This is a genomic window from Streptomyces sp. NPDC057438, assembly GCF_042802995.1.
Taxonomy (GTDB): Bacteria; Actinomycetota; Actinomycetes; order Streptomycetales; family Streptomycetaceae; genus Streptomyces.
In genome coordinates, this window is sequence record NZ_JBHVDD010000083.1 from 1 (window position 1) to 23035 (window position 23035).

Sequence of the window (23035 nt, forward strand, 5' to 3'; positions counted from 1 at the left end):
GGCCGGACCACGCGGTCCGGCCCGGGCCCCCTCCCCTCTCTCTGCGTGCCGCCAGCCCGGAAGGCTTCGCCATGCTCCGCTCCGAACTCCGCCTCCACGCCCCTCTGTTCGTCGCCCAGGCCGCCGTCAGCAACCACACGGGACTCATCGCCAGGGCCGGGCTCGCCATGCCGGCCGCGCCCTTCGGATCCGCCGCCTGGCAGCTGCCCGCGCTGGTCGCCTACCTTCACCGCCTCCGTCAGGACGAGGAAGACCCCTCCCCCGAACTCTGGCGCGCGCACACCGAACGCCAGACCGGCCCCGTGCCCCGCCCGCAGCGCCGCTATCACGGCAACGGCCTGCACGACCCGGACGCGGTGTGCGTGCTCGACATCCAGCTCGGCACGCGCGACGAGGAGACCGGCTGGCCCGCCGCCGACCTCGCCGTCATCGAACAGGAGGAAGGCGCCTGCCCCTTCGGGCGCATCACCCGCCGCCACGGCACCGAGGCGATCGCCGCGTACACCGCCGAAGAGCTGACCGCCGAGCACGCCCGGCTCATGGACCGCGCCCGCCAGCACCAGGACGCCTCCTTCGTGCGCCTCGCCGACCTGGCGCAGCGCGCCGCCGACTGGGCCGACAAGGTCCGCGCCGCCGCACACGCCGACGCCGTCCACGTCCAGGCCGAGAAGGCCCGGGCCCGCATCACCCGCTGACCAGCACCACTCACCGCCGCCCGTGGAGGCCTGAGCCATGTACGAGTTCGAGCCCGTCTCTCCGACCTACGGCATCTCCGAGGCCGTTGTCGCACACCGGCTGCGCGGCGGCGCGCGCCTTCGCGCCGACCTGCCCGGCGGCTACCGCCTGACGCTGCGGACCCGCGAGCTGGGCGGGCCGGTCCAGGCGGCCCTGGCCGCGCCGTCGCCCACCGGGCCGGCGCGGATCTGCACCGCGCGCATCAGCGCGCACATCCCGACGCCCGCCGTGTCGCGGATCCTGGACACGGTCACCCGCTACGCCCCGGCCCTGCCCGATGCCCGCGACGCCCAGCCGCCCCGCGAGACCGTGGCCCGCCTGCTCACCACCGGCGCCCCGTTCCGGCAGCCCGGCGAGCCAGGGCTGTTCGTCCAGTTCGGGCCTGCGCAGGCCTGGCTGGACGGCCGGCGGCTCAGCGTCACCCTGGGCGCCCCCGGTAACGGGCTGAGCCTCATCCTGGGGGGTCCCTGGGACGCGCCGTCCACCGCGCGTCTCACCGCCGTCGTCCTGCGTGAACTGACCGCCGCCGAGGAGCTCGCCGGCCACGTCGCCTCGCTGCTGACTCCCGGACCGTGGCAGGTCCTGTCCGACCAGTGGCACCCCGACGCCGCTCTGGTCCTCCCCTCGTCCCCGCGCTGGGACCCGGAAGACCCGCTCGGCCGCCGCGTCTCCCGGGCCCTGCGCGAGCTGCAGCACGGACTGCGCGCGGACCGGCCGGACTGGGACTTCCAGGAGCTGATCTCGGCCGAGGGGTCGGCCGTCGCCTTCCGCATCACTCCGCGCGATCGCGTCGTCCCCCGCCTGGTCCGCAGAGTGGTGGGCGACGGCGCTTTCGGCTCGGGGGAGTTGGGGAACACCCGCACGACGTTCCTGCCCACCGACCTTCCGGCGTTCCCCTGCATGGAGCCGGACCTGATGCCGCGCGCCGTCACGTCGCCCAAGGGCCTCTACGTCGCCCCCGAGCCCGAGCGGGACATGTACGGCGTGAAGCTGGAGCTCGGCGGCTGGCGGTACGTCCTGGACGCCCAGGCCGTGTTCTACGGGCCCGGCTGGTACCCGTTCCACCAGCACGTGACGCGCCGGGAGAAGGACCCCACCGCCCCGCTCAACGACCGCTTGGTGCCCACCGGGCAAACGGTTCCCGCCGCGGTGCGGATCTCCCCCGACGTCGAAAACCGCTCCTGGCGCAACGAGTACGTACAGCTCACCCCCGTCGACCACCGCGTGGAAGCCCGGCTCCAGCTGTACGCCGGGGATGAACAGGGATGCCCTCTCGTGCGCACCATCACGCTGCAGATCGACCTGGGGGCGAGGCGGGTGACGCTCCCCGACCAGATCCCCGCGGGCCCGCTGCGCCACCAGGCCGCCGTCAAGGGCGAACGAATCCTCGCTCTTCTGGCAGCCGCGCTGCAGGAACGCGGCCACGGGGCGAGCGAGCCGCGAGCGGTCCTCGGGCCCTGGCATCGCGGCGACCCTCCCGGCACGGATGCCTGACGCCGCGCAGACGGGCGCGAGCCTCACCGGCTCGCCCCGCCGCCACGGCAGCGCTCAGCACTTCGCATCACAGCCGGTCCAGGGGCGGCAACCCCTGGACCGGCCCCGCTCACCAACTCACCCACCCCTGAGGAACTCCCGTGAACGCCGTACTCACCGCCCCAGCCCGCCGGATGCCATCGCCGCAGGCAGACGCCCTCTTTCCAGAGACGTGCACCTGCACGCCCCCCGTCCGCTACGCCTGCGGCCACTGCTACCACGATCAGTGCCTGGACTGCGGGTTCTGCACCATGGGCAGCTGCGTCTGTCACTGCGAGTACGGCCTCGGCTTCCACCCGGGCGACTCGCCGTCCGAGGGCCCGATGTTCTGGCTCGGCGGACATCACGCCAAGTCGCTGTCCACCTGGGGCGTGCCGATGTGCGTCTCACGCTCCGCGCTGACCGGCCGCGCCACGCTGCCGCGCGCCGCCGAGGACTGGGTGTACGACTCGGGCGCCTTCTCCGAACTCGACAACCACGGCGGCTGGACGATCGGCCCGCACGCCTACGTCCGCGAGCTGCACCAGTTCCGCGACGGGATCGGCCGGCTGGTCTGGGCCGGTCCGCAGGACTGGATGTGCGAGCCCGACATGATCGCCAAGACGGGGCTGTCCGTGCGCGAGCACATCGACCGCACGGTCGGCAACTTCGTCGACCTGATGGCCGAGGACCCCGGCGTCGACATCATCCCCACCGTCCAGGGCTGGCTTCCGGCCGACTACGAGTTCTGCCTGAACCTGTACGACAAGCGCGGCGTACGGCTGGCGGACTATCCGCTGGTCGGGGTCGGCTCCGTCTGCCGCCGCAAGTCGGTCAAGGACGTCGAGGCCGTACTCGCGACCGTGGCCGCTGCCGGGCTGCGCCTGCACGGCTTCGGGCTGAAGACCCAGGCCCTTCAGTCGTGCGCCGAGTACCTGTCCTCCGCCGACTCCCTCGCCTGGTCGCGCGATGCCCGCTGGAACGACCCGCTGCCCCAGTGCGAGGGCAAGCACAAGAGCTGCTCCAACTGCGTGCACTGGGCGATGCGCTGGCGCGAGCGCGTCCTGGACGTGCTGCGCGCTCCCCGTCAGCTGATGCTCCCCTCCACGACCTGACCCTCACCGACTGCCGGTCCGGGGCGGCAACCCCGGACCGGCCTCCCTCACCAACCGACCGCCCCGAGAGGACCCCTGTGATGTCTGCCTACGAACAACCGCCGCTCGATCTCGGCGCCATCTGCCAGCGGTGGAGGAACCGCCGGCACAGCTGGAGGGCGACCGGTGAAGGCGGCTTCGACCCCGCTCGCTACCGCGTCCGCGAGATGCCGAACGATCTGGTCCACACGGCGAAGGCCTTCGTCCTCGCCCACCACTACAGCGGCTCGTGGCCGCTTATCTGCACCTGTCAAGTGCTTGGGCTGGTCAGTGGCTTGCAGGTTCTGAAGGCATGTAAGGATTGCTGCATTTCATTGCGGCACTTCACAACCCGGACCGCCAAGCAGCGCAGACATCAAGACGCTGGCAGAACCCGACGCCGCCCGGCAGCCCCACCCCCTGGCTGAACGCCAGGAGGTCTGCATGACCTGATCGCCTCAGGCAAGGTCCGGGTTCCTTCACCGGTGCCGCGCTCGACGGATTCCCGGAGGACTTCTGCGACCCGCGCGGCTCCGGTGCCGGACCGAGGAGGGGGGTCAGTCGCTGGTGGCGTCGTACGGGGGCCGGCGGTTGGCCTTCACTTTGCGTGGGAGGGACGCGACGGTGTTGTTCCGGTCTGTCACCGCCAGTCTCGTCGGCGGACGTCGATGACCTCCATGCCGGCGGCGGTGGCGGCGGTGATGCCTTCGTCGGTGTCCTCGTGGGCCAGGCAGTCGCGGGGTTCCACGCCCAGGAGACGGGCGGCGTGCAGGTAGGCGTCGGGGGCGGGTTTGGGGCGGGGGACGTCGTCGCGGCCGACGATGGTCCAGTCGAGGTCGTCGAGTCCCACGAGTGCGAGGCCGTGGTGGATGACGTCGTGGTAGTTGGCGGAGACCACCGCGAGCGCGGCGTGCTCGGCCGCCGCGCGCACGGTGGCGGTGGCGGTGGCGATCGGGCGGATCCGGTCGGTGTTGGCGAACCAGTAGGCGCGGGCGGCTTCGACGAAGCTGTTCTCGGGAAGGTCGGCCGGCCCGAGCTGGAGCCGGTCGCGGAGTCGGCCGGCGGTGAAGGCGGGGTCGGCGTGCAGCCAGGCCAGAGGGACGCTGATGCCGTGGGCGGCGAGCGAGGCCTGGACGGCTCGGTGGTTGAGGTCGGTGGTGTCGGCCAGGGTGCCGTCGAAGTCGAAGGCGTAGACCGCGTGACCGGTTCCTCGGCCAGCTCGGTCCGGGTGGCTCGCTGCGCGGGTCACGGGGTGAAGTCCACGGGCAGCCGGGCCACCCCGTACACGACCCGCTGGTGGTGGGTGGGAATCTCGGCGGGGTCGGTGGCCAGGCGCAGGTCGGGGAAGCGGCGCAAGGTGGTGGCCAGGAGGGTGCGCAGTTCGATGCGGGCGAGGTGGTCGCCGGGGCAGTGGTGGTGGCCGTGGCCGAAGCTGAGGTGTCGGGTGGCGTTGGGTCGTTCGGGGTTCATGTGGTCGGGGTCGGTGAACTGGGCGGGGTCGCGGTTGGCGGCGGGCAGGTGGAGGACGACCCGGTCCCCGGTCTTGATGGTCTGGCCGGCGATGGTGAGGTCCTGGCGGGCGACGCGCAGGAGCCCGAACTGCAGGACGGTGGCGTGGCGCAGGGATTCCTCGATGACGCCGTCGACGAGGTGGGGGCGGTTATGCAGGCTGTGCCACAGGCCGGGGGTGCGCAGCAGGTGCAGGACGGTGAGGGCGAAGGCGTTGGTGGTGGTCTCGTGGCCGGCGATGAGGATGAGCTGGGCCAGAGCGGCGATCTCGTCGTCGGTGAGCGGCGTTTCCATGGCGGGGGCGTGGACGAGGCCGGACAGCAGGTCCTCCCCGGGGGGTGCGGCTCGTTTGGCGTGGATGAGGCCGAGGAGGTAGCTCTTCATGTCCGCTTTGGAGGCCAGGAGCTGTTCGCGGCTGCGGTCGAGGGAGAGCAGTTCCCGGGTGAGGCGGTGGTAGAGGTCGCGGTCGGTGAAGGGGACGCCGAGCAGTTCGCTGATCACCAGCGCGGGGACGGGCAGCGCGAGGCTCTGGATGAGGTCGGCGGGCCGGGGGCCGTGGGCCATTGCCTCGAGGTGGTCGTCGACGATGGTCTGGATCCTGGGGGCCAGCTGGTTGATGCGGCGGGCGGTGAACTGGCCGGTGACGAGCCGGCGCAGTCGGGTGTGCTCGGGTGGGTCGCTGGTGAGCAGGTCCGAGGGGCGCAGTACGGCCATTTCCTGGGTGGAGATGAGGTTGGCCCGTACGTGGGAGTTCAGGTGAGGGCGGCGGGAGCTGAGCCGTGGGTCGGCCAGTGCGGCGCGTACGTCGTCGTAGCGGGTGACCAGCCAGCCCGGCGGCCCGTCGGGGAAGGCCAACGGCGCCACCGGCTGCTCGGCCTGCAGGCGCCGGAAGTCGCCGGGGATCTTCAGAGGATCGGGCCGGGCCACGGGCAGCGTGATCGGTGCCGGGGCGGTGCCCGCCGGGAGCGGGCTGGTGACCGCTTGGGTCTCGTTCTGTTGGGGGTCGGCCATTACCGGTTCCAGTTGCGGTTGCAGCTGGACAGGGCGAGCAGGGCCCAGATGTCGGAGAAGACCGGTGCGTCGAACAGCAGGGGGCGGGGGGCGACCTGGTCGGGCAGCGCGGTGAACCCGCCGTCCGCATCCTGCCGCGAGATCAGGTGTGTCACGCCCGCGCGTACCACCGCGTCCTGGTCCGCGAGTCGGCCCATGGCGGAGAGGGCCAGCAGGGAGTAGCAGGTGCTGGCGATGTCGCTTCGGTCCCCGGGCCGGTATCCCCAGCCGCCGTCGGTGTTCTGCGCCGCGTCGAGGAAGCGCTCCGAGGCGGCGGTGGCGGCGGCGATACGCGCCTTCAGGGGGGTGCGGACCGGCTCGGGCAGCGAGTGCAGGGCCCACATCGCCCGCCAGATCGTGTTGGCCTCGCTCAAGCTCCAACTGCGCTCGAAGGTGCCGTCAGGGTGCTGGGCATCCAGCAGCCAGCGAGCGCCGTTCGCCATCAGGTCGGCGTTGTGAGCACCGTCCCAGGCCAAGGCGCTGACAGCGCCCGCGGTCATGCCGACCTCCGAGGGATCGCCCTGCATGTAAGTGGGGTACCCGCCGTCGGGGCCGACGATGTTGCGGAAGTACCCGGCGGCGCGCACCAGCGCATCCCGGTGCCGGACCGGGTCCGCGGTGGCCAGGAACGCCGCGGCGTACGAGGTGTCATCGACGTCGCTGTGGAGCATGTCCTCTCCGAACGTCCAGCCGCCGTCCGGCATCTGCCGGCCGGTGAGGTAGTCACCCATCCGGTGCAGCAGGGCCGGATCGGCGTTCCCGCGTGCCAGGGCCAGCCCGGCGACCCCGGTGCTGAACACGGCCAGATTCGAGATGCTCGGCACACCGCCGTCGGGGTTCAGACAGTCCAGCAGCGCGGTGACACCGCTGTCCATCAGAGGGTGCCCCGGGTCGAACTCCTGGACCGCCAGCAGCGCCAGCAGGTGCGCGGCGGGGTAGTCCTCCCACACTGGCACCCGGCTGGAGGCGAGCAGCTCCAGCAGCCGCCCACGCTCCCCCTCGGTGACCTCCTGCGCCCGGCCCAGCCTGTGTGCGACCAGCACCCGTACGCTGAGCATGACCATCTCGACCCAGGCCACCGTGTTGTCCTCCCTCGCTGACGCCCTTGCGGCCGGGCGCAGCATCGAGGCCTCGAACTCGACGGCGCCCGCCGCGGCCAGGTAGACGTCGAAGAGCAGGCGCTTGCGTACCAGGGAGAAGTGGTCGAAGCCGGCCAGTAGCTCGTCGGCCACCACGTCACGGTCCGCCCGCTTGCCGTGCAGGACCGCCTGGACCAACGCCCCGTCGAATCCGCTGGCATGCGCCTCGCCACGGCTCAAGTGGGCCACCAAACGCTGTACCTGCTGCGGATGACCGCCACGCCGCCGCAACAGCGCCAGCAGCAGCGCCGACTCCAGCGTCCGGCTGGTGCACGGCCGGCGGACCGCGCCGTCCCCATCGACGGCAGCGGCCAAGTGTGCGGACACTCGGGCCCGCGCGATCACCAGCCCGTCGGACAGCCGTGACACACCGGCGGTGCGGGGACCGGATGTGCCGACCTGATCCATTGCCATGTCCAAGTTCCTCTCCTCGTCATCGGTCCCCGTCGCTGTTCTCCCACGCTCGATAGACGGGGAGCATAAAAACGGGACGAGCGGACACTGAAAGAGTGAATACCTCAATGAGCGGTGTGCAAGCTGAAGTCGCAGGTCACAGGTCTGGTGTGAATGGCGAGTTGGGTACTCGTGCCGGTCGGCGGCCGATGACCATGGCGTAGATCGTCGGGCAGGTCGGGCTCCGGCGGGATGCCGGGTTCGGCTGCGCCCACGACCGGCCCCCGCCTACGATCCGTCAGCAGGTCGGCACACCGTGAGAACGCGGGAGGGCGCGGGTGATGCAGGAGCGGCAGTGGATCACCGCCCGCTGGAGCGAACTGGACGCCCTCGCCGAGGAGTTGGCCAAGCAGCTTCAGGAGGTCCAGGCCGAGCGGGACGAACTGGCGATCGCGGAGCGGGTGTTGAACCGCCTGGCCGAGCAGGTCCGGGCCGATGTCGAGGCTGTCGCTCCGGTAGCGGCGAAGGTGGCCGGGCGGGCAGTCCTGCTCATCCCGCACCGCAGCGACGCGGCCGACGAGGGCTCGCTGCCCGGCGACTACCGCAAGATCCTGGCGATCGTGCGGGAAGCCGACGGCCCGGTGCAGGTCAGGGCGGTCGGCGAGCGGCTGGGCCTGGACGCCTCGGTGCGCGGCAAGCTGGAACCTCTGCGGGCGAAGATGACCAAGCTCGCCGACCGCGGCTGGCTGCACAAACGGCCCGACGGGCGGTTCGCTGCACGTCTGTGAATGCGCGGGCGCGCCCGTAACTGACGGGCCCCCGGCGGCAGTTGAGTTTGTGTGAAGAAAAACAACAGTTCCGTCGAGGGCCCTGACGGCCTTGTCTACACCGCCCGCCTGCCGCTGTCGAGCGCGACCTTGAGCTATCTCGCCGACCTTATACGCGGCCGCCTGAAGAAGATCGGCTCGCGGTGGCGCGTCCTGCCCGCGGGAAAGATCGCCACCATCGTGCTGGCAGTGCTGCGCTGTGACCAGCGGCCCGGCGACCTGGCCGGCGGCAACGGAGTGCACCGCACCACCGTGACCCGCTGGGTGAGGGAGGTCGTCGGCCGCGCCCCACGCCTGGACCGGGCCCTGAAGAAGATCGCCCGAATGGGCGGCGGCATCGTACTGCTGGACGGATCGGTGATCCGCACCCGGCGCAGAACCGGGAAGGAAAACCGGAAGAACTACTCCGGCAAGAACAAATGCCACGGCCTGCTCGTGATCGCCCTCACCGACGACCGGGGCCGACTGCTGTGGATCTCGGCAGCCCGCCCCGGCCGCACCTCGGAGATCACCGCCTGCCGGCACGACAAGCTCACCCAGAAACTGCGGGAAGCCGGGCTCGGCGCCATCGCCGACCTGGGATTCATTGGCCTCGACGACGGCGGCCCCGACGCCGACCCGGCGGTGATCACCGGCTACAAGGCCGCCCGGAACCGGCCCCTGACACGAGGCCAGAAGCTGTCCAACATGGCACTGGCGGCCGTCCGGGCACCCGTCGAGCACGGCTTCGCCCACCTCAAGAACTGGCGCGTCCTCGGCAAGGTACGCACCGACCCCTCCTGGGCGACCGCCCTGGTCCGGGCCCTGCTGGTCCTCACGAACCGCGAAGTCGCCCGATGACCGACGATCTTCACCAAAGTCACCCGCCGGCGACCAGCACGAGCATCCCGATGCCCACGCACACCAGCCCCGTGACCAGCAACTTCAGCTTGCACACCACTCAAATGAAGAGGTGTATTTGGACTGCCGCTCCTGCGTGTTGGTGTCCGGTCAGGTGATCGCAGTGAACGATGCCGTGATCGACGACCCTGGGCTCCCTATTGCTGAGGACGGCCTCTGTCAGGAATAGGCCGTTTTCTTCGGATCACCTCGCGCTCGGCTGCTGCGGGGTCTGCGGCGCGGCGGGGGCCTGCGGCTGGGTCGGTGTCGAGCTGGTGCTCGGCGCGGCGGGGCCTGGGGGTCGCCGGTCCGCGTGGTCTGGGCCGGTGTGCTGGGCGGAGCCGACACGGGGGTCCTCCTGGGACGGTGGCAGGGGCCGTGCGCGCCTCCAGTCCTCAGGCTCGATGCCGCGCAGGCGTGCCCGCTTACCAGTCCAAAACGATGTCATCCCCTATTCGATCACGCCGCAGCGCGCAAGATCCAGCCTTCGCGAACCCCTTTAGATACCATTTGACCTGGCACTTTGAGGCTCCTAGACACTCATTACAGCCACTCAGAACCCATCCTTAGGCGTTGTCACGTTGTTGGCTGTGTGACTGCCTGACGGCGCGTCGGGGCAGGGTGGGCTTGGGAGCCGGGCCTGTGCTCAGGCCGCGGTGGCAAGGCCGGCGACGCCGGTGATCTGACCGCTACGGCAGAAGAGCGGCGAATTGGTCCCACAACGGTTCGGTCAGCCATGATTGCAGCGCAGGCACAGGTCTCCCATGATCGCAGAGCGTAACAACTCCGTGACCGCGGAGCCTGTGCCTGTCCCGTCCGCCAGCTGACCCCGGCCGCCGCTGCGCGGCCTCTCAAAGGTCTACCACCTGATGTTCACCATGATGGATCCCGAGTTGTCGCCCAGGTGTTCGTCCCTGTCGCCATCATTGATCCGCAGCTCCAGATCCCCCATCGTGTTCAGCGGGTGAATCGGGAATGAGCCGGCGTTGTCGATGTCTTCGTTGCCTGACCTGACGCTGCTGTCTCCAATCAGAATGCCGTGGTTGATCGGGAACACGTCGTTCCCGATACTGCCGATGAGCTGGCCGGCCACCGCTCCGGGGCCGTGGTACGCGTAGTCCGTGTTTCCCTCCACGTTTTGGAGCCCCGTGGGGGTGTTGCCGGCTCCTGTGAACTGCCCACCCGCATCTTTGGCGTGACCGGCCCGGTCACGCCACGTTGATCCCGCCTGGGGAGCGACCTTCACGAGCTCGTTGGGGTAGATCTTCACCCCCGTGTCCTGCCAGCTCTTGCTCGCGTGAACCTCGACAGTCTTGGATCCCATGACGCCACCTCACTTTGAGTGATCATTCCTAGCTAACCGTAGTGATCTGGCAGACGTGAGCCGGTCGCCACGCCGAGATGGTCGCAAGCACGGACAATCTGCACCCCATGCGAGCGATGGCTGCCTCTTCGCCACCGGAGCCACCCTGAGCTGGGACGAGGCGCTGATCGCGCGTGACGAGGGTGCCGAGATGTGTGAGCAGTACGACCCGATGAAGGGTCCGCCGGAGTAGCCTCAAGGGGAAGCTTCATGCGGGGCCTGAGCCGTCAAGTCGGTCAGAGCCTTGCGCCAGCGTTCGGGAAGGCTGTCGGCGTCGGGGAGGGCGGTGTCGATGCGGAAGCACACGCTGGTCGTGTCACCGTAGGTCGTGGCCGCGACAGCGAGGGGCACGCTGGGCGGGCAGCACATGATGGGGTCGATGCGGTGTACTGCCGCCTCGCCGTAGTGCAGCCGCTGGCGCATCACCAGGTTGGAGGCACAGACGGTGAGCCGGCCCGGGACCATGTTCACGTCCACAAGAAGTTGGAGCAGCCGCCGAGGGAGGCGGGTGATCGCGGCTCGCAGCACCGCCTTGTGCCCGGCGGATTTCAGCGCACGGGTGCGCTCTCGTGTCCGTGCCAGCCGCCGGCTGACCGGCATCGGGGCGCCGGGCAGGTCGATCCGTACCGGGAACATCCGGTTGCCGGGAGTTGCAACTTCGTCGGGCGTGCGCAGGTTGACGGGCACCAGCACCGGCAGGGCCGCTCCGGCAGCGCGAGGCCAGGCGTCCTTGGCCCACTGGGTGATCGCGTGGGCAAGAGCGGTGAGGTAGACGTCGTTGGTGCTGGCAGCGCCGGCGCGCGCTGCGGTGCGCAGGCGGTCGGAGGGCACGTGGGCCCACAGCAGATGGCGGCGGCTGGACAGCGGATGCGCCGCGGACTGCCACAGGCGGTGCTGGCGAGAGTGCCGCAGCAGACTCAGGGTGCTCCGCGCGACCTGGTGCGGACTGGGCCGGGCGGTAGACGAAGTGTCCCGGATGATCAGGGAGTATTCATCTCGCCGTAGCTGCGGCCCGAACAGCGTTTCCAGGACTGTGACGATGTTGGCGCCGTCCTGGACGGCGTGGTGGGTGAGATACAGCAGCGCGAACCCGTCGGGCACGTGACCGTGCACCAGAACCATGCGCCAGCCCGGGACGTCCTCCGGCCACGGTTCTCGCAGCAGGAGGCCCACGGCTTCCTGAAGAGCGTGCGGTCCGCCCGCGATCTCCATGGACCGGACGTGCCAGGTCATGCCCTGGACGGCGGGCTTCCACCGTGCGGTCGGCCCGTCGCCAGTCACGAGGTGTGTCAGACAGGGCAGGGTGTCAAGGCGAGCGGTGACGTGTTCGCGCAGGCCGGCGAGATCGGGCACGGCACCGCCCAGGTGCAACACCATCCCGATCCTCATGTTGGCGTCCGGGTGCTCCGCCGCCTGTTCAGCCCTGATCATGACGAGATCAGCAGGGCTGGGATCTGCGAACCGGTTCATCTGTCTCATCCCAGGAGCGTGTAGAGGGGCGCCCTCACTGCAGCGTCGATCAGCATCCCGACGGCGACCTGGCCGAAGGTGTGGCAGCGCAGCCAGACGCCGCAAGCATCCGGGGGCCGAAGACCGTCAGGAGAACGGCCAGGGCGCCGGATGAGCTGTCGAGCCTAGACGTGGGCAGATTTGCGCTGTGAAAGTGCTGATCAGTAGGGGTGGGCGAGGTTTGCGGCGTGTCGTTCCAGGGGGCGTCGCAGAAGTTTTCCGAGGGTGCTGCGCGGTAGTTCGTCGATGGGGATGAAGTGGGTAGGGCGTTTGTAGGGGGCGAGGTGGCGGATGCAGTGGGAGATCAGGGCGTGTTCGTCGAAGTCGGAGCCGGGGGTGTTTTGGATGAAGGCGGCGGGGGTCTGTCCTGTGGTGGGGCAGGGGGCGGGGACGACGGCGGCGTCGGTGACTGAGTCGAGGGTGCGCAGGACGTGTTCGATCTCGGCGGGGTAGACGTTCTGTCCTGCGCGCAGGATGAGGTCGTTGCGGCGGTTGACGATCCAGATATGTCCGGCGCTGTCTTGGTAGCCGAGGTCACCGGTGTTGAGCCAGCCGTCGGTGATGGTCTGGGCGGTGGCGTCGGGCTGGTTCCAGTAGCCGCGCATGAGTCCGGGGCCGTGCAGGTGGAGGGTGGCTACCTCATAGGGTGCGGCTGTGGTGCCTTGGGGGGTGGTGATGCGTGCGGTGATGCCGGGCATCGGTGTGCCCGCGCAGGTGGCGCCGGGCACGGCTGCGTCTTCTGGCGCGGCGCCTGGTGCCAGGGACAGGACGGGTCCTCCGCCTTCGGTGATGCCGAAGATGGTGCGGAGTTCGGCTCCGAGGGCCTGGCGTGCTTGGTGAGCGAGGCGAGGCGGGCAGGGTGCGCCGCCGTGTGTCACCAGGGTCAGGGAGGTCAGGTCGCTGTCGGGGAGCTGGCGGCTTTCGAGGAGCAGTTTCAGCATGGTCGGCACCACGAAGGTGTGGCCGATCTGCCAGGTCTCGACGGCCGTCAGGAATTCGTGCGGGGTGAACTGGTCCAGGACGCAGACCGGTGATGCGGTGGCGAGGTAGTTGACGGCGATGGTGATGCTGCCGTGGCACAGCGGGCTGGTATGCAGATACGTCGTCGTCGGCTGTTGTTCGACCTCGCTGCGCCAGGAGGTGGCCTGGGCCTGGAAGTAGTTGTGGTCGCAGATCACGCCTTTCGGGAAGCCGGTGGTGGCGGAGGTGTGCAGGATCATCACCGGGTCCGTGGGGCGGGCGCCGCCGGGGTGCGTGCGGGCTCCTTCCGGCAGGTTGGGGATGTCGTCGGCGGCCAGTAGAGGCAGTGCGGGGCGCAGGCGGGGCAACCGGGCGAGGCCGCTGCCGTCGGCGACGGCGCAGTCAGGGGCGATGCCGCCCAGGATGCCGTCGATTTCGTGGTCGGTGAGTGCTGGATTGAGCGGCACCGCGATGGTTCCGGCCAGGGCGCAGGCGAAGACCGTTTCCAGGACTTCGACGCGGTTGGCGCTGAGCACGACGACGCGGCTGCCGGGTGTGGCGTGTGGATGCAGGGCGTGCGCCAGCGCGGTGGCATCCCGGTGCAGACGGCTCCAGGTGACGTCGCGGCGTGCGTCGCGCAGCGCGAGCGCGTGCGGGGCGTCCACCTGCCGTTGGCGCAGCAGCTGCTGCAGCCACATCGTCAGTTCCCTTCTTCGAGGACAGTGCCGCCACCGGCACCGGTGGTGTCGGTGGCGCCGGTGTGCAGGAGCGCGGCGATGGCGGTGATGGAGTTGAGTCCGTGGGTCTCGTGGTGGGTGAGGGGGCGGGCCAGGAGGTCCTCGCAGCGGGCGATCAGCTGGATCGTGGCCAGGGAGTCGACGCCCGCATGGGCGAGGTTGTCGCTGTCGCTGATCAGGTCGGCCATCGCCGGTGGGCGCAGGCAGCCGCGCAGCAGATGGCGGGCCTGGTCGAGTTGTTTGGTGGTGGGGGTCATGACGTTTCTTTCCACAGTGTTCCGCTGGCCAGGCCGAACATGGCGCGGGGCTGGTCGTCGAGGGTGTCGTGGATGAGGGAGGCGGCGTCGGTGCCGGTGCAGGGCAGCAGGCGGTTGAGGCGGCTGCCGAAGCAGGCGTCGGTGAATTCGCGGGTGTCGGGGAAGTCCTGGCCGCCGGGGAAGCGGCGGGGAATGAACGCGAGGCCGACGTCGATGGGCTTCCACCGGCCGTCTTCGAACAGCTCGCACCAGGCGTGCTCGGTGCCGGTCACTCCGAGGAGGTAGCCGCGGCGGGCTCGTGCGGTCAGGCCGGCCGCGCGCAGCCGGTCGGTGATGAGGCGGCTGACGACGATGCAGTCGGCCATGCCTGCCTGCCATGCCTGCTGGTGGTTTAGGCGCAGTGGTTCGGCGACGCACTGGTAGATCACCCGGCGGGCGTGCAGATCGTCGAGCATCTGCAGGTAGATGTCGCGTGCCTGCGGATCGTGGACCTGGTGGTATGCGCCGGTGATGCGGACCGCTGCCTGGTGTCCGCGGGTGTCGAACTCCACGCCGCGCGGCGGCAGGCGCAGTCCGTCGGCGGGCAGAACGGCAATGCCTGGGGCAGTGAAGTCGGGTACACGCAGTCGGTAGCGGCCGCTGTCGGCCTCCGGCAGATGCACGGTGACCAGCCAGTCTTTGGCGTCCAGCCATTCACCGGACGGGTCGGCGGTGAAGGCGAGGAGGAAGCGCAGCGCCATCTCCAGGGTGGTGCGTTCGCTTGCCGACAGCAGTCCAACGTTGATCAGGTCGGCCCGCTCGAACAGCGGGCCGCGCACAGGGTCGACGCGGCACGGCAGACCACGTGCGGCGAGGCCGGCGACATGTTCGGGCAGGGTGCGCAGCAAGGCTGCGGCCACCGCGGTGTCGGTGTCGTAGCGGGCGGCCCAGGCCGGGACCATGTGGAAGCGCTCCAGCGCCGCGGCCAGCGCGTCGAAGGGCACCGGCTCGTCCGCGGACGCCGGCACCTGTGCCAGTGCGCGCACCTGCGGGTCGGCAGACGCCCCAGCAGGAGTGTTGGCGGGGGTGGGGATGGCAGCCTCCGATGAGCTGAGGGGGCAGGCTCCAAGCCGACCTGCTGATGCATTTCGCCTGGCTGCCCTTTGAACGACACTCCTGCAGCTGCGTCACGGCCGCGCCCCGGCCGGAGCGGATGCGGCGCACGATTGCTGTCAATCGGGCAGTGGGAGCGTGCGGTTTCACCACAGGCACCCCTTTCGCGCTTGGTAGGCGATCTGTCACTCTTGGTGCATGGTGGATCGAGCGGGGGAAGCTGTGCCTGCGGGGCACGAGGCGGTGTTGCGGTGGGCGCGGGATACCGGCCTGGTCACCGGCGAGCACGAGGAGCGGCGTCTGGCCCGGATGCGGCTCACCATCCTGGCTAGTGGAGCGCTGCCTGGGGGTGATCTCGCGGATGTGGTGTTGACGGCTCAGTGGGCGGCGTTCATCTGCTGTCTGGATGACCACATCGACCGGCGCGACCTGGGCATGGCAGCCCGTGACCTCGAACAGCTCACCGCGCCCTTGCGCCGTGTCCTTGCGTCCGACGCGGACTTGCGCGAGGTGACCGGTCGGCACGCTCGGGTGCTTGCCGACCTGTTCGCGCGGACCGCCGCGGGGATGAGCGCCGCCTGGCGCCGGCGCCTGGTGCAGGACTACACCGACTTCCTGGATGCCACAGAGCAGGAGGTGACCATCCGCCAGAGCGCGACCCAGCTCACTACGGACGCCTACGTGCGGCTGCGGCGCCGCACGATCACCGTGCTGCCCATGCTCACGGTGCTGGAACGTACCGGGCATGCCCCGCTGCCCGAGGATCTGCCACCAGAGCTGGAGGCTGACCTGGCGGCTCTGCGCCGGGCCGGAGCCGACATCGCCGGTTGGGTCAACGACCTGGCCTCCGCCTGCGACGACGCCACCGTCGGCCAGGACAACCTCGTCACCCTCATCGCCCGGGGAGACGGCTGCGACACGAGCACGGCACGCCGGCGAGTGAGCGCCAGGATCACCCAGCGCCAAAAGGACTTCCGCATCACCGCCGGCGAACTGCGCGAAACCTGCACACTGCCGCCGGATGAGGCGGCCGAGCTGGGGGCGTACGTGACCCAGGTGGAGCGCTACGTCACAGCCTCCCTTACCTGGATGGCCCGCACCAACCGCTACGCCGCCGATGCCACGCGTGTACGAGACCGCATGCAGTCCGGCGGATCTGCCCGTGACGACCAGCGGCGTTGTCACGTTGTTGGCTGTGTGACTGCCTGACGGCGCGTCGGGGCAGGGTGGGCTTGGGAGCCGGGCCTGTGCTCAGGCCGCGGTGGCAAGGCCGGCGACGCCGGTGATCTGCTCCCAGATGGCGAAGCGGACGGTCATCTCGGCTCGGTAGTCGTGGGCTGGCATCAGATGGCGGCGGGGCCGGAAGTGGGGCGAGATACCGTTGAACGCAGCCGCCCGGCCCGGTCCATTCCCGGACGGGGCGGCGCATCTCAACGTCTGATCGCCGCCTAAAGGTCAGGATGTGTTCTCGGTTCGGATCATGCGGCGCAGGGTGAGCCGGGCGCTGGCCAGATCGTCCTGGGCCTCGCTGAGCTGTGCGGTGAGCTCCCTGACCTGGGCCAAGGCGTTGTCGCGCGCGGCCTGCAGCCGCTGGTTCTCCGTCGTGAGCTCGTCGACGCGGGTGCCGAGGTCGGCCGCGCCGAACTGGTCGAGCTGCTGGCCGAGGCTGCGGCGGACGGCGCCCTTGAGCCGTTCGACTTCTTCGCGCAGGCGTCGGTTGTCCTCCCGGAGGAGCTGCTTCTCCAGCTTCCATCCAGCCGGCTCCTTGGCGCCGGCGCGGGCGCCGCTGGCCGCGGCGCGTCCCTGGCGGCGCCGCGCGGCCTCGATGTGCTCGCGCACGCCCTCGGCGTAGACGAGCCAGTGGGAGACATTTGCTGCGCGGGCGACGCCGGTGAAGGTGACCGGTTCGTCGTCCGCGATCAACTGGCCGACAACGGACAGGACGCGGGCGCGCTTGTCGCGTGAATCCTTCTGCCGCGCCTCGCGCAGGACCTGGGCGGGGGTGCGGGGCTCAGTCATCGGCACTGCTCCGGGCGGGGATGGCGGGAACGGGCAGGAGAACAGGCGCGGGAGCCGAGGCGCGGACCTTGCGCGGGACGGCGGAGGCTTCCTCGAGGTGGCGGCGGTCGTCTTCGGGCATCAGCTCGATCTGGCGGTGGAGGCTGGTGACGACATTCTGGAATGAGTCGATCTGGTCGCTGAAGTTGCGGACCACGAACTCCGCCGTCCCCAGGGCTCTGGCCATCTCGCGGTCGGCCTTGAGAGCCCGGATGTGGTCCTCGACCGCGGGAAGGAAGGAGGGATCGGGGCGGTAGAAGGCGCATCCGGAGCACTGGAAGCGAATCGGGCAGCTGCCGCCGCCGGCCTTCACGTTGGACGGCTCAGTGCAGTTGCCGAACGGCACGGCAACCGAGCGGGCCTCGTACGCGGTCGCGGACGGCGTCGGCGCCGGATTACCGGCCCGGTCAACGACGTGCTGGCGCATCGCCTCAACGGCCTTGCGACGCTTCTCCATGGACACTTTGAAATAACCCATGGTGGTATCTGCCGATTTGTGATCCATGAGATCACGCAGGGTGTTCAGTTCCGTGCCTGCGTCCGCGTGACGCTGGGCGTAAGTGTGGCGGAAGGCGTAGGCGAAGATGCGGCTGCGGTCGAACGGCAGGAGGTTGCCGTCCTTGTCCACGGTGTCGGTGAGCAGTTCCGGCAGGCCGTCGACCCAGCGCCGGAGCATCTTGGCGACGGTGTCGGAGTCGATGCACGCGTCGTAGCCGTGGCGTGCGGCGGGGAACAGGAAGGTCCTCGACCGGGCTGGGATCTTCAGGGTCCGGCGGATCGCGAGCCACTCCTGGATGGCGAAGGCCGTCTCCCTACCTATCTCCAGGCGGCGTCGGTTGCGGCGGGCCTTGTGGTTGTCCCAGATCAGGATGTACTCGTTGTCCTGCGCTTCGAGGCAGTCCATCCGGAGCCAGCGCACCTCCCAGGGGCGGCGGCCGGTGTCGCGCAGCAGGATGTAGACGGTGCGCAGCATGGCCTTGACCACGTCGGGCGCCATGTCCGCGTAGGTGAAGCCGTCGCCGATCAGGTGGACGTGGGCATCGAGCTGAGCGACCACGTACTCCGGGATGGCCTTGCCGGCCATGTCCTCGGCCATGTCCTCGTACGGGATCTTGTGGTGCGGATGGCGGGCGAAGACAGAGGCGACGTGGTCGAGGATCTGAAGGCGCCGCCCGAAGTCGAGCAACTGGCAGAAATGGGCGAGGAGCTCGGCGCGGGAGCCGTAGGCGAGGGTGGCGGTGCCGTCCTGGCGTTTCCGGTCGCGGATCGCGGCGACGACCGCGTCCATGTCGGTGACCTTCAGTGCGCCGGGGTCATGCCCGCCGCCGGGCCGCGCGGACAGGGCCCGCGACGCGGACAGGCAGCCTTCGAAGGTGCGCCGGAAGTCGTCGTTGTCGGGGGTGGTCTCCTTGACCCAGTCGGCGAGCAGGCGGCGCAGCCACTCCTGGCGGATCTGTGTGACGTCCAGCCGGCGTGAAGACACGCGGACACCGGATCGTGTGCGGGAGCGCAGGCCCAGGTCGCCAAGTTCCCAGACCGGCCGCTCCAGCGGGTCGACGCCCCGGAAGCGGTCGAAAGCGCCCCGCACGAGACGTACGACGTCGTTCCAGTGGGCCTCGCAGTTACGGTCGAGGTATCCCAGGTCGCCGAGCTTGGTGTCCGTGAGCTCGGCGATGGAAGAGACGCCCTCCAGTCCCCGGACCATCAGCCGCATCGCGACAGGGCTGAGCGTCGGGCGCTGCTTGTCGCGTTCGGCCAGCGCGAAGAGAAGCTCGTGGCGGACCAGTTCGGGAAGCGGGACGAGCGAGAACTGGAAGCCGGTCAGCCAGGGCGGCTGTACGGCGGCCCATTCCTCCAGGCCCTCGTAGATCGTGCCCTCCATGCCGGCCTTGTTCCGGTGGCGGCGCCAGCGATCACGGTGGTACGCGCACAGCGGCACCCGGCCGTGGGCGCTGCCGGCGCAGGCTCCCACCAGGCACGGTGTGCCCGGCGGGAGCGGCTCGGCCTCGGCCTGGAGCCACGTCTCCAGCGCAAGCGCCGTCTTCCCGCTGTTGCGGTGGTAGCGCCATTTGACGTAGTGCGGGGTGCACGCGCCCCGCGACTGGGCGTCCAGGGCGCAGCGCACGCCGTCACGCTCGACCGAGCAACTCGCCCGCTCCCCAGGCAGGGAACGAACCAGGGTGCGGCGGCCGACGTCGACGAACTCCTCGCGGCTCAGCCCGCTTTCGAGGAACTGCTCGTAGCAGGACCGGCACAGGTGTCGTGTCGCGCGGACCGCGACGTGGCAGCCAGCGCTGTTGCACCGCCATATCGCGGTCTCGTCCTTGTCCGGATCGCCGGTGAACAGCCAGTTCGCCGCATCCCATTCGTCCGGGCGCCAGTCTTGTTCGGTGTTCTCGGTCAGCCAGGCCATCCACCCTGCGCGGTCGACGGGCAGCTTGGCAAGGCGGGGCTCGGCCACGGCGGCCGCTATGTCGATGGTCATCGGGCCAGCTCCCGGCGTCGGGCGTCCGCCTTCTCGACCGCGGCCCGCCTCGATCCCTCGTCGACATGAACGTATGGGGCCATGGACGACTCGGACATGTGCCCGAGGAGGTCGGAGACCACCGACCGGTCGGTGCCCTGGCGGATCCACTCGGTGGCGGCGCTGTGACGGATCATGTGGGGCCGGGCGATCAGGTCCGCCCGCCGGGCGAGCCGGTCGAACAGTCCCTTGCCTCCGGAGTACGTCATCGCCTGTCCGAGCGGTTCCCGGAAGAGGTTGACCAGGACCTGGTCGCTGGAGTCGGCCTGCGGGACCACCGAACGCTCGTGAAGGTAGTCGGCATAAGCGATGCCGAGGTCTGCGGTCACCGGGATGGCGCGCGGCTTCCGCGACTTCGCCCACGCGCCGTTGCTGTTCAAGCGGCGCCGTACGTGCACGTGCGGGCCTTTGACCTGGCAGCCGAAAGCCTGCGAGTCGGCCAGGAGGTGCATGTCCTCACGGCGCAGTCCGAGCGCCTCGCCGATCCTCATGCCGGTACACCACAGCAGGAGCACCAGGAAGCGGTCCCGCGCGTGCCGGGTCACGTCGATCAGGCGGGCGATCTGCTCGACCGTCAGCCACTCGATCCCCGAGTCGACGCCCCGGAGCTTGAGTATTCGCGTGCGGACCGTGCGGTGCTGGTCGTTCTCGCCCGGGTTGAAGCCCTTCGGTAGATACCGCAGGTAGCGGGGCTCGGTCAGCTGACCGGCGAGTTCAGGATCGACCCACTGCATGCGAACGCCGAAGCTCAGGAACTCGCAGACCGTGCCCACGATCGCATTCGCGGTGTTCTCGTCGCGGAATAGTTCCGGCCCGCCTCCGCCGCGGGCGCGCGATGGCAGCGGCTCCTCCACCAGCCAGTGCAGGAACCGCGCGAGCTGCCACACGGTGATCTGGGCCCATTCCAGGCGGTGGGACGTGCAGTACGTCAGGTACAGCGCCGCCCGCCCGGCGTAGGTCTTCTCCGTGTTGTAGGCCCTGCCGGCGTCTCGCAGACCTGCGAGGAACAGCGAGCCTTCACGGTGGAGGGCGTAGTCGTCAGCTCCGACGATCACCCACCCTGTCTTGTCCTGGGTCAGCGTCGCCCGCTCTGCGCGGAAGGACGTGACGAACGTGCCTGTGATGCCGAACACCCCTTGGATACCGTTGATCCGGCCAGTTCAGCATGCATGTGGCTGACGTGGCTGTTGGAAAGATCACGGTGAAGATAAGGCCCGCCGTCCGCTTCGCCTACGGCCTCATCGACACCGCCGCGCCCGCGGCCGGCCAGTTGGTGGGGGTGCTCACCCTGGGTATCCCGACCCAGGCCGCCGTGCTCACCTCGGTGTTCGGCCGGCTCACGCCGTATGAGGAGTCGCTGGAGCTGAACCGGCTGGTGCTGCTCGACGACGTACCGGCCAACGCGGAGACGTGGGCACAGGCGCGCGCCTTCCGGCTGGCGGCCGCCCGGGGCATCCGCGGAGTCGTCGCGCACAGCGATCCCGAGCCCAGGACACGCCTCACCGCCCACGGGCCCGAGACGATCTTCCCCGGCCACTACGGGACGATCTACCAGGCCAAGGGGATGGACTATCTGGGCAAGACGCGCCCGCGGCGCCTGACCATGCTGCCCGACGGCTCGGTCCTCCATAGTGGAGTACGCGCGGGTTCGGCTGGAGTTCTGACGTCCCGGATACCGGCATCTCAGCAGGTAGATGAGGGTGCAAGGTGTGCTGCACCGCTCGTGTGAGATTTTTGGTGTAACTCGCAAAATCTGCGAGTGGTCGCAGTAATATGCGTGTTCGTGTCAGATTCTGAAAGTCGCCTGCTGACCCTCGTGCGCCCGGCTCCGGACCCGGCGGCCGTGATGGACCCGGCCGACGTGGCGGTGGAGACCGGGCTCGCGGACGTGGTCACGCTGCAACGGCGGCGCCAGGCCCGGATCTCGGTGCATGACGAGGAGAGCTTCTTTCTCGACACGCTGTCCGAGTACCAGTGGGCGCGCGACGCTGCGGGTCTGGCACCGACGACGCTGGACGGGCTGATCAAGCCGGTGATCGAGGTCTGCGAGTTCTACGGCACCGTGCCGTGGCAGCTGACCTCCCGGGAGGTCGACCGGTACTTCGCGGGGCCGGGGAAACGGGCTCAGTCGACCCTGCGCGGCAAGATCAACAAACTCGACGCGTACTTCGCGTTCCTGGAGCAGCGCTACGCCGGCGAGATCATGCGCCGCTTCGGTGCCTCCGTCGAGTCGCCGATCGACCCCTTCAACCGGCCTCGGCACCGCGGAGACTTCGGGCTGCGCATCCCGCCGTCCCAGACGGCGATGAAGGACTTCTTCGGCAGGTGGCGTCAGGACCTGCCGAACGCGCGGAAGTACGCGGTCGCCTGCCGCGACTACGTGATGACGAAGATCGCCTACCTCTCCGGCGTCCGGGCGGCGGAGCTGTGCGGGGTGTGCCTGGGCGACATCCACTGGGAGCACGGCCAGTGGGGCAGGTTCGTCGTCCTGGGCAAGGGCGCCCGGGGCTCCGGTCCCCGCCCGAGGGAGGCGTACCTGTTCCAGGAGGGCCGTGCCCTGCTGTGGTGGTACATCGAGGAAATCCGGGGCGAGTTTGGAGACGACGCGGAGCACCCGCGGGCGCCGCTGTGGCCCTCGGAGCGCAAGTCGAAGGCGATCGCCGACCTGAACGTGCCGATCGCGCCGGCGATCGTGCCTTCGACGTTCCGCAAGGCGTTGCACACTGCGGCCGTGCACTACCTGACGGGCCCGGTCACCGACCTGTTTCCGCACCTGCTGCGGCATGCCTGCGCGACCCACAACTACGAGCGCGGGATGACACTTTGGGAGGTCCAGAAGGTCCTCGGACACGACTGGGCAACGACGACTCTTCGATACATGGCGACTGCACACGCTGACCCGGAGCTCGCGAATCTGGCGGCCAGCTCCCGGGCGGCCCAGCGACTGGTGATGGACAAGGGGAACCTTCGGTGAAATGGAATCTGCGGATGGTGGCCGCCCAGCGGGACCTGTGGCGGCCGACCGAGGTGCTCGCCGCCTTTCAGCAGGTCGGGTTCAACCCGTCGCTGAGCAAGGTGGCCGCACTGTGGAGCGGCACGCCGGTCACCGTGCGGCTCGACGACCTGGACAAGATGTGCGCCGCGCTGAGCTGCACGGTCGCCGACCTGCTCCAGGCCGAGCCGCTCGCGGCGGGCCAGGCGGCGCCGGAGTGCGGCCAGCGCGCGGTCGGCGCGGAGGAACAGCCGTCGGCGGGCCCGGTGCGGCCGGTGCCGCGCGGCCGTCGTGGTGCGGGTCCGCGTTCGCTTCCGCCGAGCTGAGGGGCTGGCCGGTGGCGGTGGATCGCGGGGCAGGGCTGGC

At 69.8% G+C, this 23035-nt stretch carries 20 protein-coding genes and 1 pseudogene; 9 read left to right on the plus strand and 12 right to left on the minus strand.

What is annotated here, in order from left to right; translation table 11 throughout:
- The 3 genes from ACFU5F_RS33165 to ACFU5F_RS33175 all read left to right on the plus strand — a co-directional run.
- A partial coding sequence (locus ACFU5F_RS33165) for a hypothetical protein (protein ID WP_383895419.1) occupies window positions 1-695 on the plus strand: 695 nt, incomplete at its 5' end.
- A 37-nt stretch (window positions 696-732) separates the two neighbouring features.
- Complete coding sequence (locus tag ACFU5F_RS33170) at window positions 733-2229, plus strand: hypothetical protein (RefSeq protein ID WP_383895421.1); 1497 nt, start codon at window positions 733-735, stop codon at window positions 2227-2229.
- 140 nt (window positions 2230-2369) lie between these two features.
- On the plus strand, window positions 2370-3362 hold the full coding sequence (locus ACFU5F_RS33175) for a hypothetical protein (RefSeq protein ID WP_383895424.1): 993 nt from the start codon (window positions 2370-2372) through the stop codon (window positions 3360-3362).
- A 658-nt stretch (window positions 3363-4020) separates the two neighbouring features.
- Here the strand turns inward: ACFU5F_RS33175 and ACFU5F_RS33180 are convergent.
- Genes ACFU5F_RS33180 through ACFU5F_RS33190 form a run of 3 tightly spaced genes read right to left on the minus strand, consistent with a single transcriptional unit; the run spans window position 4021 to window position 7492 of the window.
- Window positions 4021-4629: an HAD family phosphatase gene (locus ACFU5F_RS33180; protein ID WP_361374424.1), complete on the minus strand. Its 609-nt coding sequence runs from the start codon at window positions 4627-4629 to the stop codon at window positions 4021-4023.
- Window positions 4626-5900, minus strand: a complete 1275-nt coding sequence (locus ACFU5F_RS33185) for a cytochrome P450 (RefSeq protein ID WP_361374422.1) — start codon at window positions 5898-5900, stop codon at window positions 4626-4628. The genes ACFU5F_RS33180 and ACFU5F_RS33185 overlap by 4 nt, the downstream gene beginning before the upstream one ends.
- A complete protein-coding gene (locus ACFU5F_RS33190; RefSeq protein WP_383895427.1) occupies window positions 5900-7492 on the minus strand; it encodes a prenyltransferase/squalene oxidase repeat-containing protein in 1593 nt (530 codons plus the stop codon). Before ACFU5F_RS33190 ends, ACFU5F_RS33185 begins: the two co-directional genes overlap by 1 nt.
- 320 nt (window positions 7493-7812) lie before the next feature.
- On the opposite strand from ACFU5F_RS33190, the gene ACFU5F_RS33195 reads away from it, so the two are divergent.
- Complete coding sequence (locus tag ACFU5F_RS33195; RefSeq protein ID WP_383895430.1) at window positions 7813-8259, plus strand: hypothetical protein; 447 nt, start codon at window positions 7813-7815, stop codon at window positions 8257-8259.
- Window positions 8260-8310: 51 nt separating this feature from the next.
- Window positions 8311-9138, plus strand: coding sequence for a transposase family protein (locus ACFU5F_RS33200; RefSeq protein WP_383895432.1), 828 nt, complete (start codon window positions 8311-8313; stop codon window positions 9136-9138).
- 898 nt (window positions 9139-10036) lie between these two features.
- On the opposite strand, the gene ACFU5F_RS33205 is transcribed toward ACFU5F_RS33200, so the two are convergent.
- The 5 genes from ACFU5F_RS33205 to ACFU5F_RS33225 all read right to left on the minus strand — a co-directional run bounded on the left by ACFU5F_RS33205 (window position 10037) and on the right by ACFU5F_RS33225 (window position 15028).
- On the minus strand, window positions 10037-10501 hold the full coding sequence (locus ACFU5F_RS33205) for a hypothetical protein (protein ID WP_383895435.1): 465 nt from the start codon (window positions 10499-10501) through the stop codon (window positions 10037-10039).
- A 234-nt stretch (window positions 10502-10735) separates the two neighbouring features.
- Window positions 10736-12019, minus strand: coding sequence for a wax ester/triacylglycerol synthase domain-containing protein (locus ACFU5F_RS33210; RefSeq protein ID WP_383895439.1), 1284 nt, complete (start codon window positions 12017-12019; stop codon window positions 10736-10738).
- A 191-nt stretch (window positions 12020-12210) separates the two neighbouring features.
- Window positions 12211-13707 carry a class I adenylate-forming enzyme family protein gene (locus ACFU5F_RS33215; protein ID WP_383895442.1) on the minus strand — a complete coding sequence of 499 codons (1497 nt, stop codon included), beginning with the start codon at window positions 13705-13707 and terminating at the stop codon, window positions 12211-12213.
- A gap of 2 nt (window positions 13708-13709) precedes the next feature.
- The gene (locus tag ACFU5F_RS33220) at window positions 13710-14003 is read right to left on the minus strand and encodes a phosphopantetheine-binding protein (protein ID WP_383895444.1); all 294 of its coding nucleotides are present in this window, start codon (window positions 14001-14003) and stop codon (window positions 13710-13712) included.
- The gene (locus tag ACFU5F_RS33225; RefSeq protein ID WP_383895447.1) at window positions 14000-15028 is read right to left on the minus strand and encodes a transglutaminase domain-containing protein; all 1029 of its coding nucleotides are present in this window, start codon (window positions 15026-15028) and stop codon (window positions 14000-14002) included. The genes ACFU5F_RS33220 and ACFU5F_RS33225 overlap by 4 nt, the downstream gene beginning before the upstream one ends.
- Window positions 15029-15293: 265 nt before the next feature.
- Here ACFU5F_RS33225 and ACFU5F_RS33230 point away from each other — a divergent pair, with 265 nt between their 5' ends.
- Entirely contained in the window at window positions 15294-16304 is a 1011-nt protein-coding gene (locus ACFU5F_RS33230) for a terpene synthase family protein (RefSeq protein WP_383895449.1), read from the plus strand.
- 42 nt (window positions 16305-16346) lie between these two features.
- On the opposite strand, the pseudogene ACFU5F_RS33235 reads toward ACFU5F_RS33230, so the two are convergent.
- From ACFU5F_RS33235 to ACFU5F_RS33250, 4 genes and pseudogenes are all read right to left on the minus strand, one after another.
- Window positions 16347-16487, minus strand: a pseudogene (locus tag ACFU5F_RS33235) (IS6 family transposase); the annotation flags it as partial.
- A 63-nt stretch (window positions 16488-16550) separates the two neighbouring features.
- Window positions 16551-17114: a DUF6262 family protein gene (locus ACFU5F_RS33240; protein WP_383895452.1), complete on the minus strand. Its 564-nt coding sequence runs from the start codon at window positions 17112-17114 to the stop codon at window positions 16551-16553.
- On the minus strand, window positions 17107-19638 hold the full coding sequence (locus ACFU5F_RS33245) for a tyrosine-type recombinase/integrase (protein ID WP_383895454.1): 2532 nt from the start codon (window positions 19636-19638) through the stop codon (window positions 17107-17109). The genes ACFU5F_RS33240 and ACFU5F_RS33245 overlap by 8 nt, the downstream gene beginning before the upstream one ends.
- Window positions 19635-20810, minus strand: a complete 1176-nt coding sequence (locus ACFU5F_RS33250) for a tyrosine-type recombinase/integrase (RefSeq protein ID WP_383895457.1) — start codon at window positions 20808-20810, stop codon at window positions 19635-19637. Before ACFU5F_RS33250 ends, ACFU5F_RS33245 begins: the two co-directional genes overlap by 4 nt.
- Window positions 20811-20857: 47 nt before the next feature.
- Here ACFU5F_RS33250 and ACFU5F_RS33255 point away from each other — a divergent pair, with 47 nt between their 5' ends.
- The 3 genes from ACFU5F_RS33255 (at window position 20858) to ACFU5F_RS33265 (ending at window position 22995) form a co-directional block, all read left to right on the plus strand.
- The gene (locus ACFU5F_RS33255) at window positions 20858-21406 is read left to right on the plus strand and encodes a hypothetical protein (RefSeq protein WP_383895460.1); all 549 of its coding nucleotides are present in this window, start codon (window positions 20858-20860) and stop codon (window positions 21404-21406) included.
- A gap of 117 nt (window positions 21407-21523) precedes the next feature.
- On the plus strand, window positions 21524-22651 hold the full coding sequence (locus ACFU5F_RS33260) for a tyrosine-type recombinase/integrase (protein ID WP_383895511.1): 1128 nt from the start codon (window positions 21524-21526) through the stop codon (window positions 22649-22651).
- The gene (locus tag ACFU5F_RS33265; protein WP_383895463.1) at window positions 22648-22995 is read left to right on the plus strand and encodes a helix-turn-helix domain-containing protein; all 348 of its coding nucleotides are present in this window, start codon (window positions 22648-22650) and stop codon (window positions 22993-22995) included. The genes ACFU5F_RS33260 and ACFU5F_RS33265 overlap by 4 nt, the downstream gene beginning before the upstream one ends.
- Window positions 22996-23035 lie beyond the last annotated feature (40 nt).

What these genes read in the sequence shown, in the direction of transcription:
- ACFU5F_RS33170 (WP_383895421.1), top strand. Translation starts at nt 733, where the DNA reads ATGTACGAGTTCGAGCCCGTCTCTCCGACCTACGGCATCTCCGAGGCC.
- ACFU5F_RS33185 (WP_361374422.1), bottom strand. Translation starts at nt 5,900, where the DNA reads ATGGCCGACCCCCAACAGAACGAGACCCAAGCGGTCACCAGCCCGCTC.
- ACFU5F_RS33190 (WP_383895427.1), bottom strand. Translation starts at nt 7,492, where the DNA reads ATGGCAATGGATCAGGTCGGCACATCCGGTCCCCGCACCGCCGGTGTG.
- ACFU5F_RS33195 (WP_383895430.1), top strand. Translation starts at nt 7,813, where the DNA reads ATGCAGGAGCGGCAGTGGATCACCGCCCGCTGGAGCGAACTGGACGCC.
- ACFU5F_RS33205 (WP_383895435.1), bottom strand. Translation starts at nt 10,501, where the DNA reads ATGGGATCCAAGACTGTCGAGGTTCACGCGAGCAAGAGCTGGCAGGAC.
- ACFU5F_RS33210 (WP_383895439.1), bottom strand. Translation starts at nt 12,019, where the DNA reads ATGAGACAGATGAACCGGTTCGCAGATCCCAGCCCTGCTGATCTCGTC.
- ACFU5F_RS33215 (WP_383895442.1), bottom strand. Translation starts at nt 13,707, where the DNA reads ATGTGGCTGCAGCAGCTGCTGCGCCAACGGCAGGTGGACGCCCCGCAC.
- ACFU5F_RS33220 (WP_383895444.1), bottom strand. Translation starts at nt 14,003, where the DNA reads ATGACCCCCACCACCAAACAACTCGACCAGGCCCGCCATCTGCTGCGC.
- ACFU5F_RS33230 (WP_383895449.1), top strand. Translation starts at nt 15,294, where the DNA reads ATGGTGGATCGAGCGGGGGAAGCTGTGCCTGCGGGGCACGAGGCGGTG.
- ACFU5F_RS33240 (WP_383895452.1), bottom strand. Translation starts at nt 17,114, where the DNA reads ATGACTGAGCCCCGCACCCCCGCCCAGGTCCTGCGCGAGGCGCGGCAG.
- ACFU5F_RS33245 (WP_383895454.1), bottom strand. Translation starts at nt 19,638, where the DNA reads ATGACCATCGACATAGCGGCCGCCGTGGCCGAGCCCCGCCTTGCCAAG.
- ACFU5F_RS33260 (WP_383895511.1), top strand. Translation starts at nt 21,524, where the DNA reads ATGGACCCGGCCGACGTGGCGGTGGAGACCGGGCTCGCGGACGTGGTC.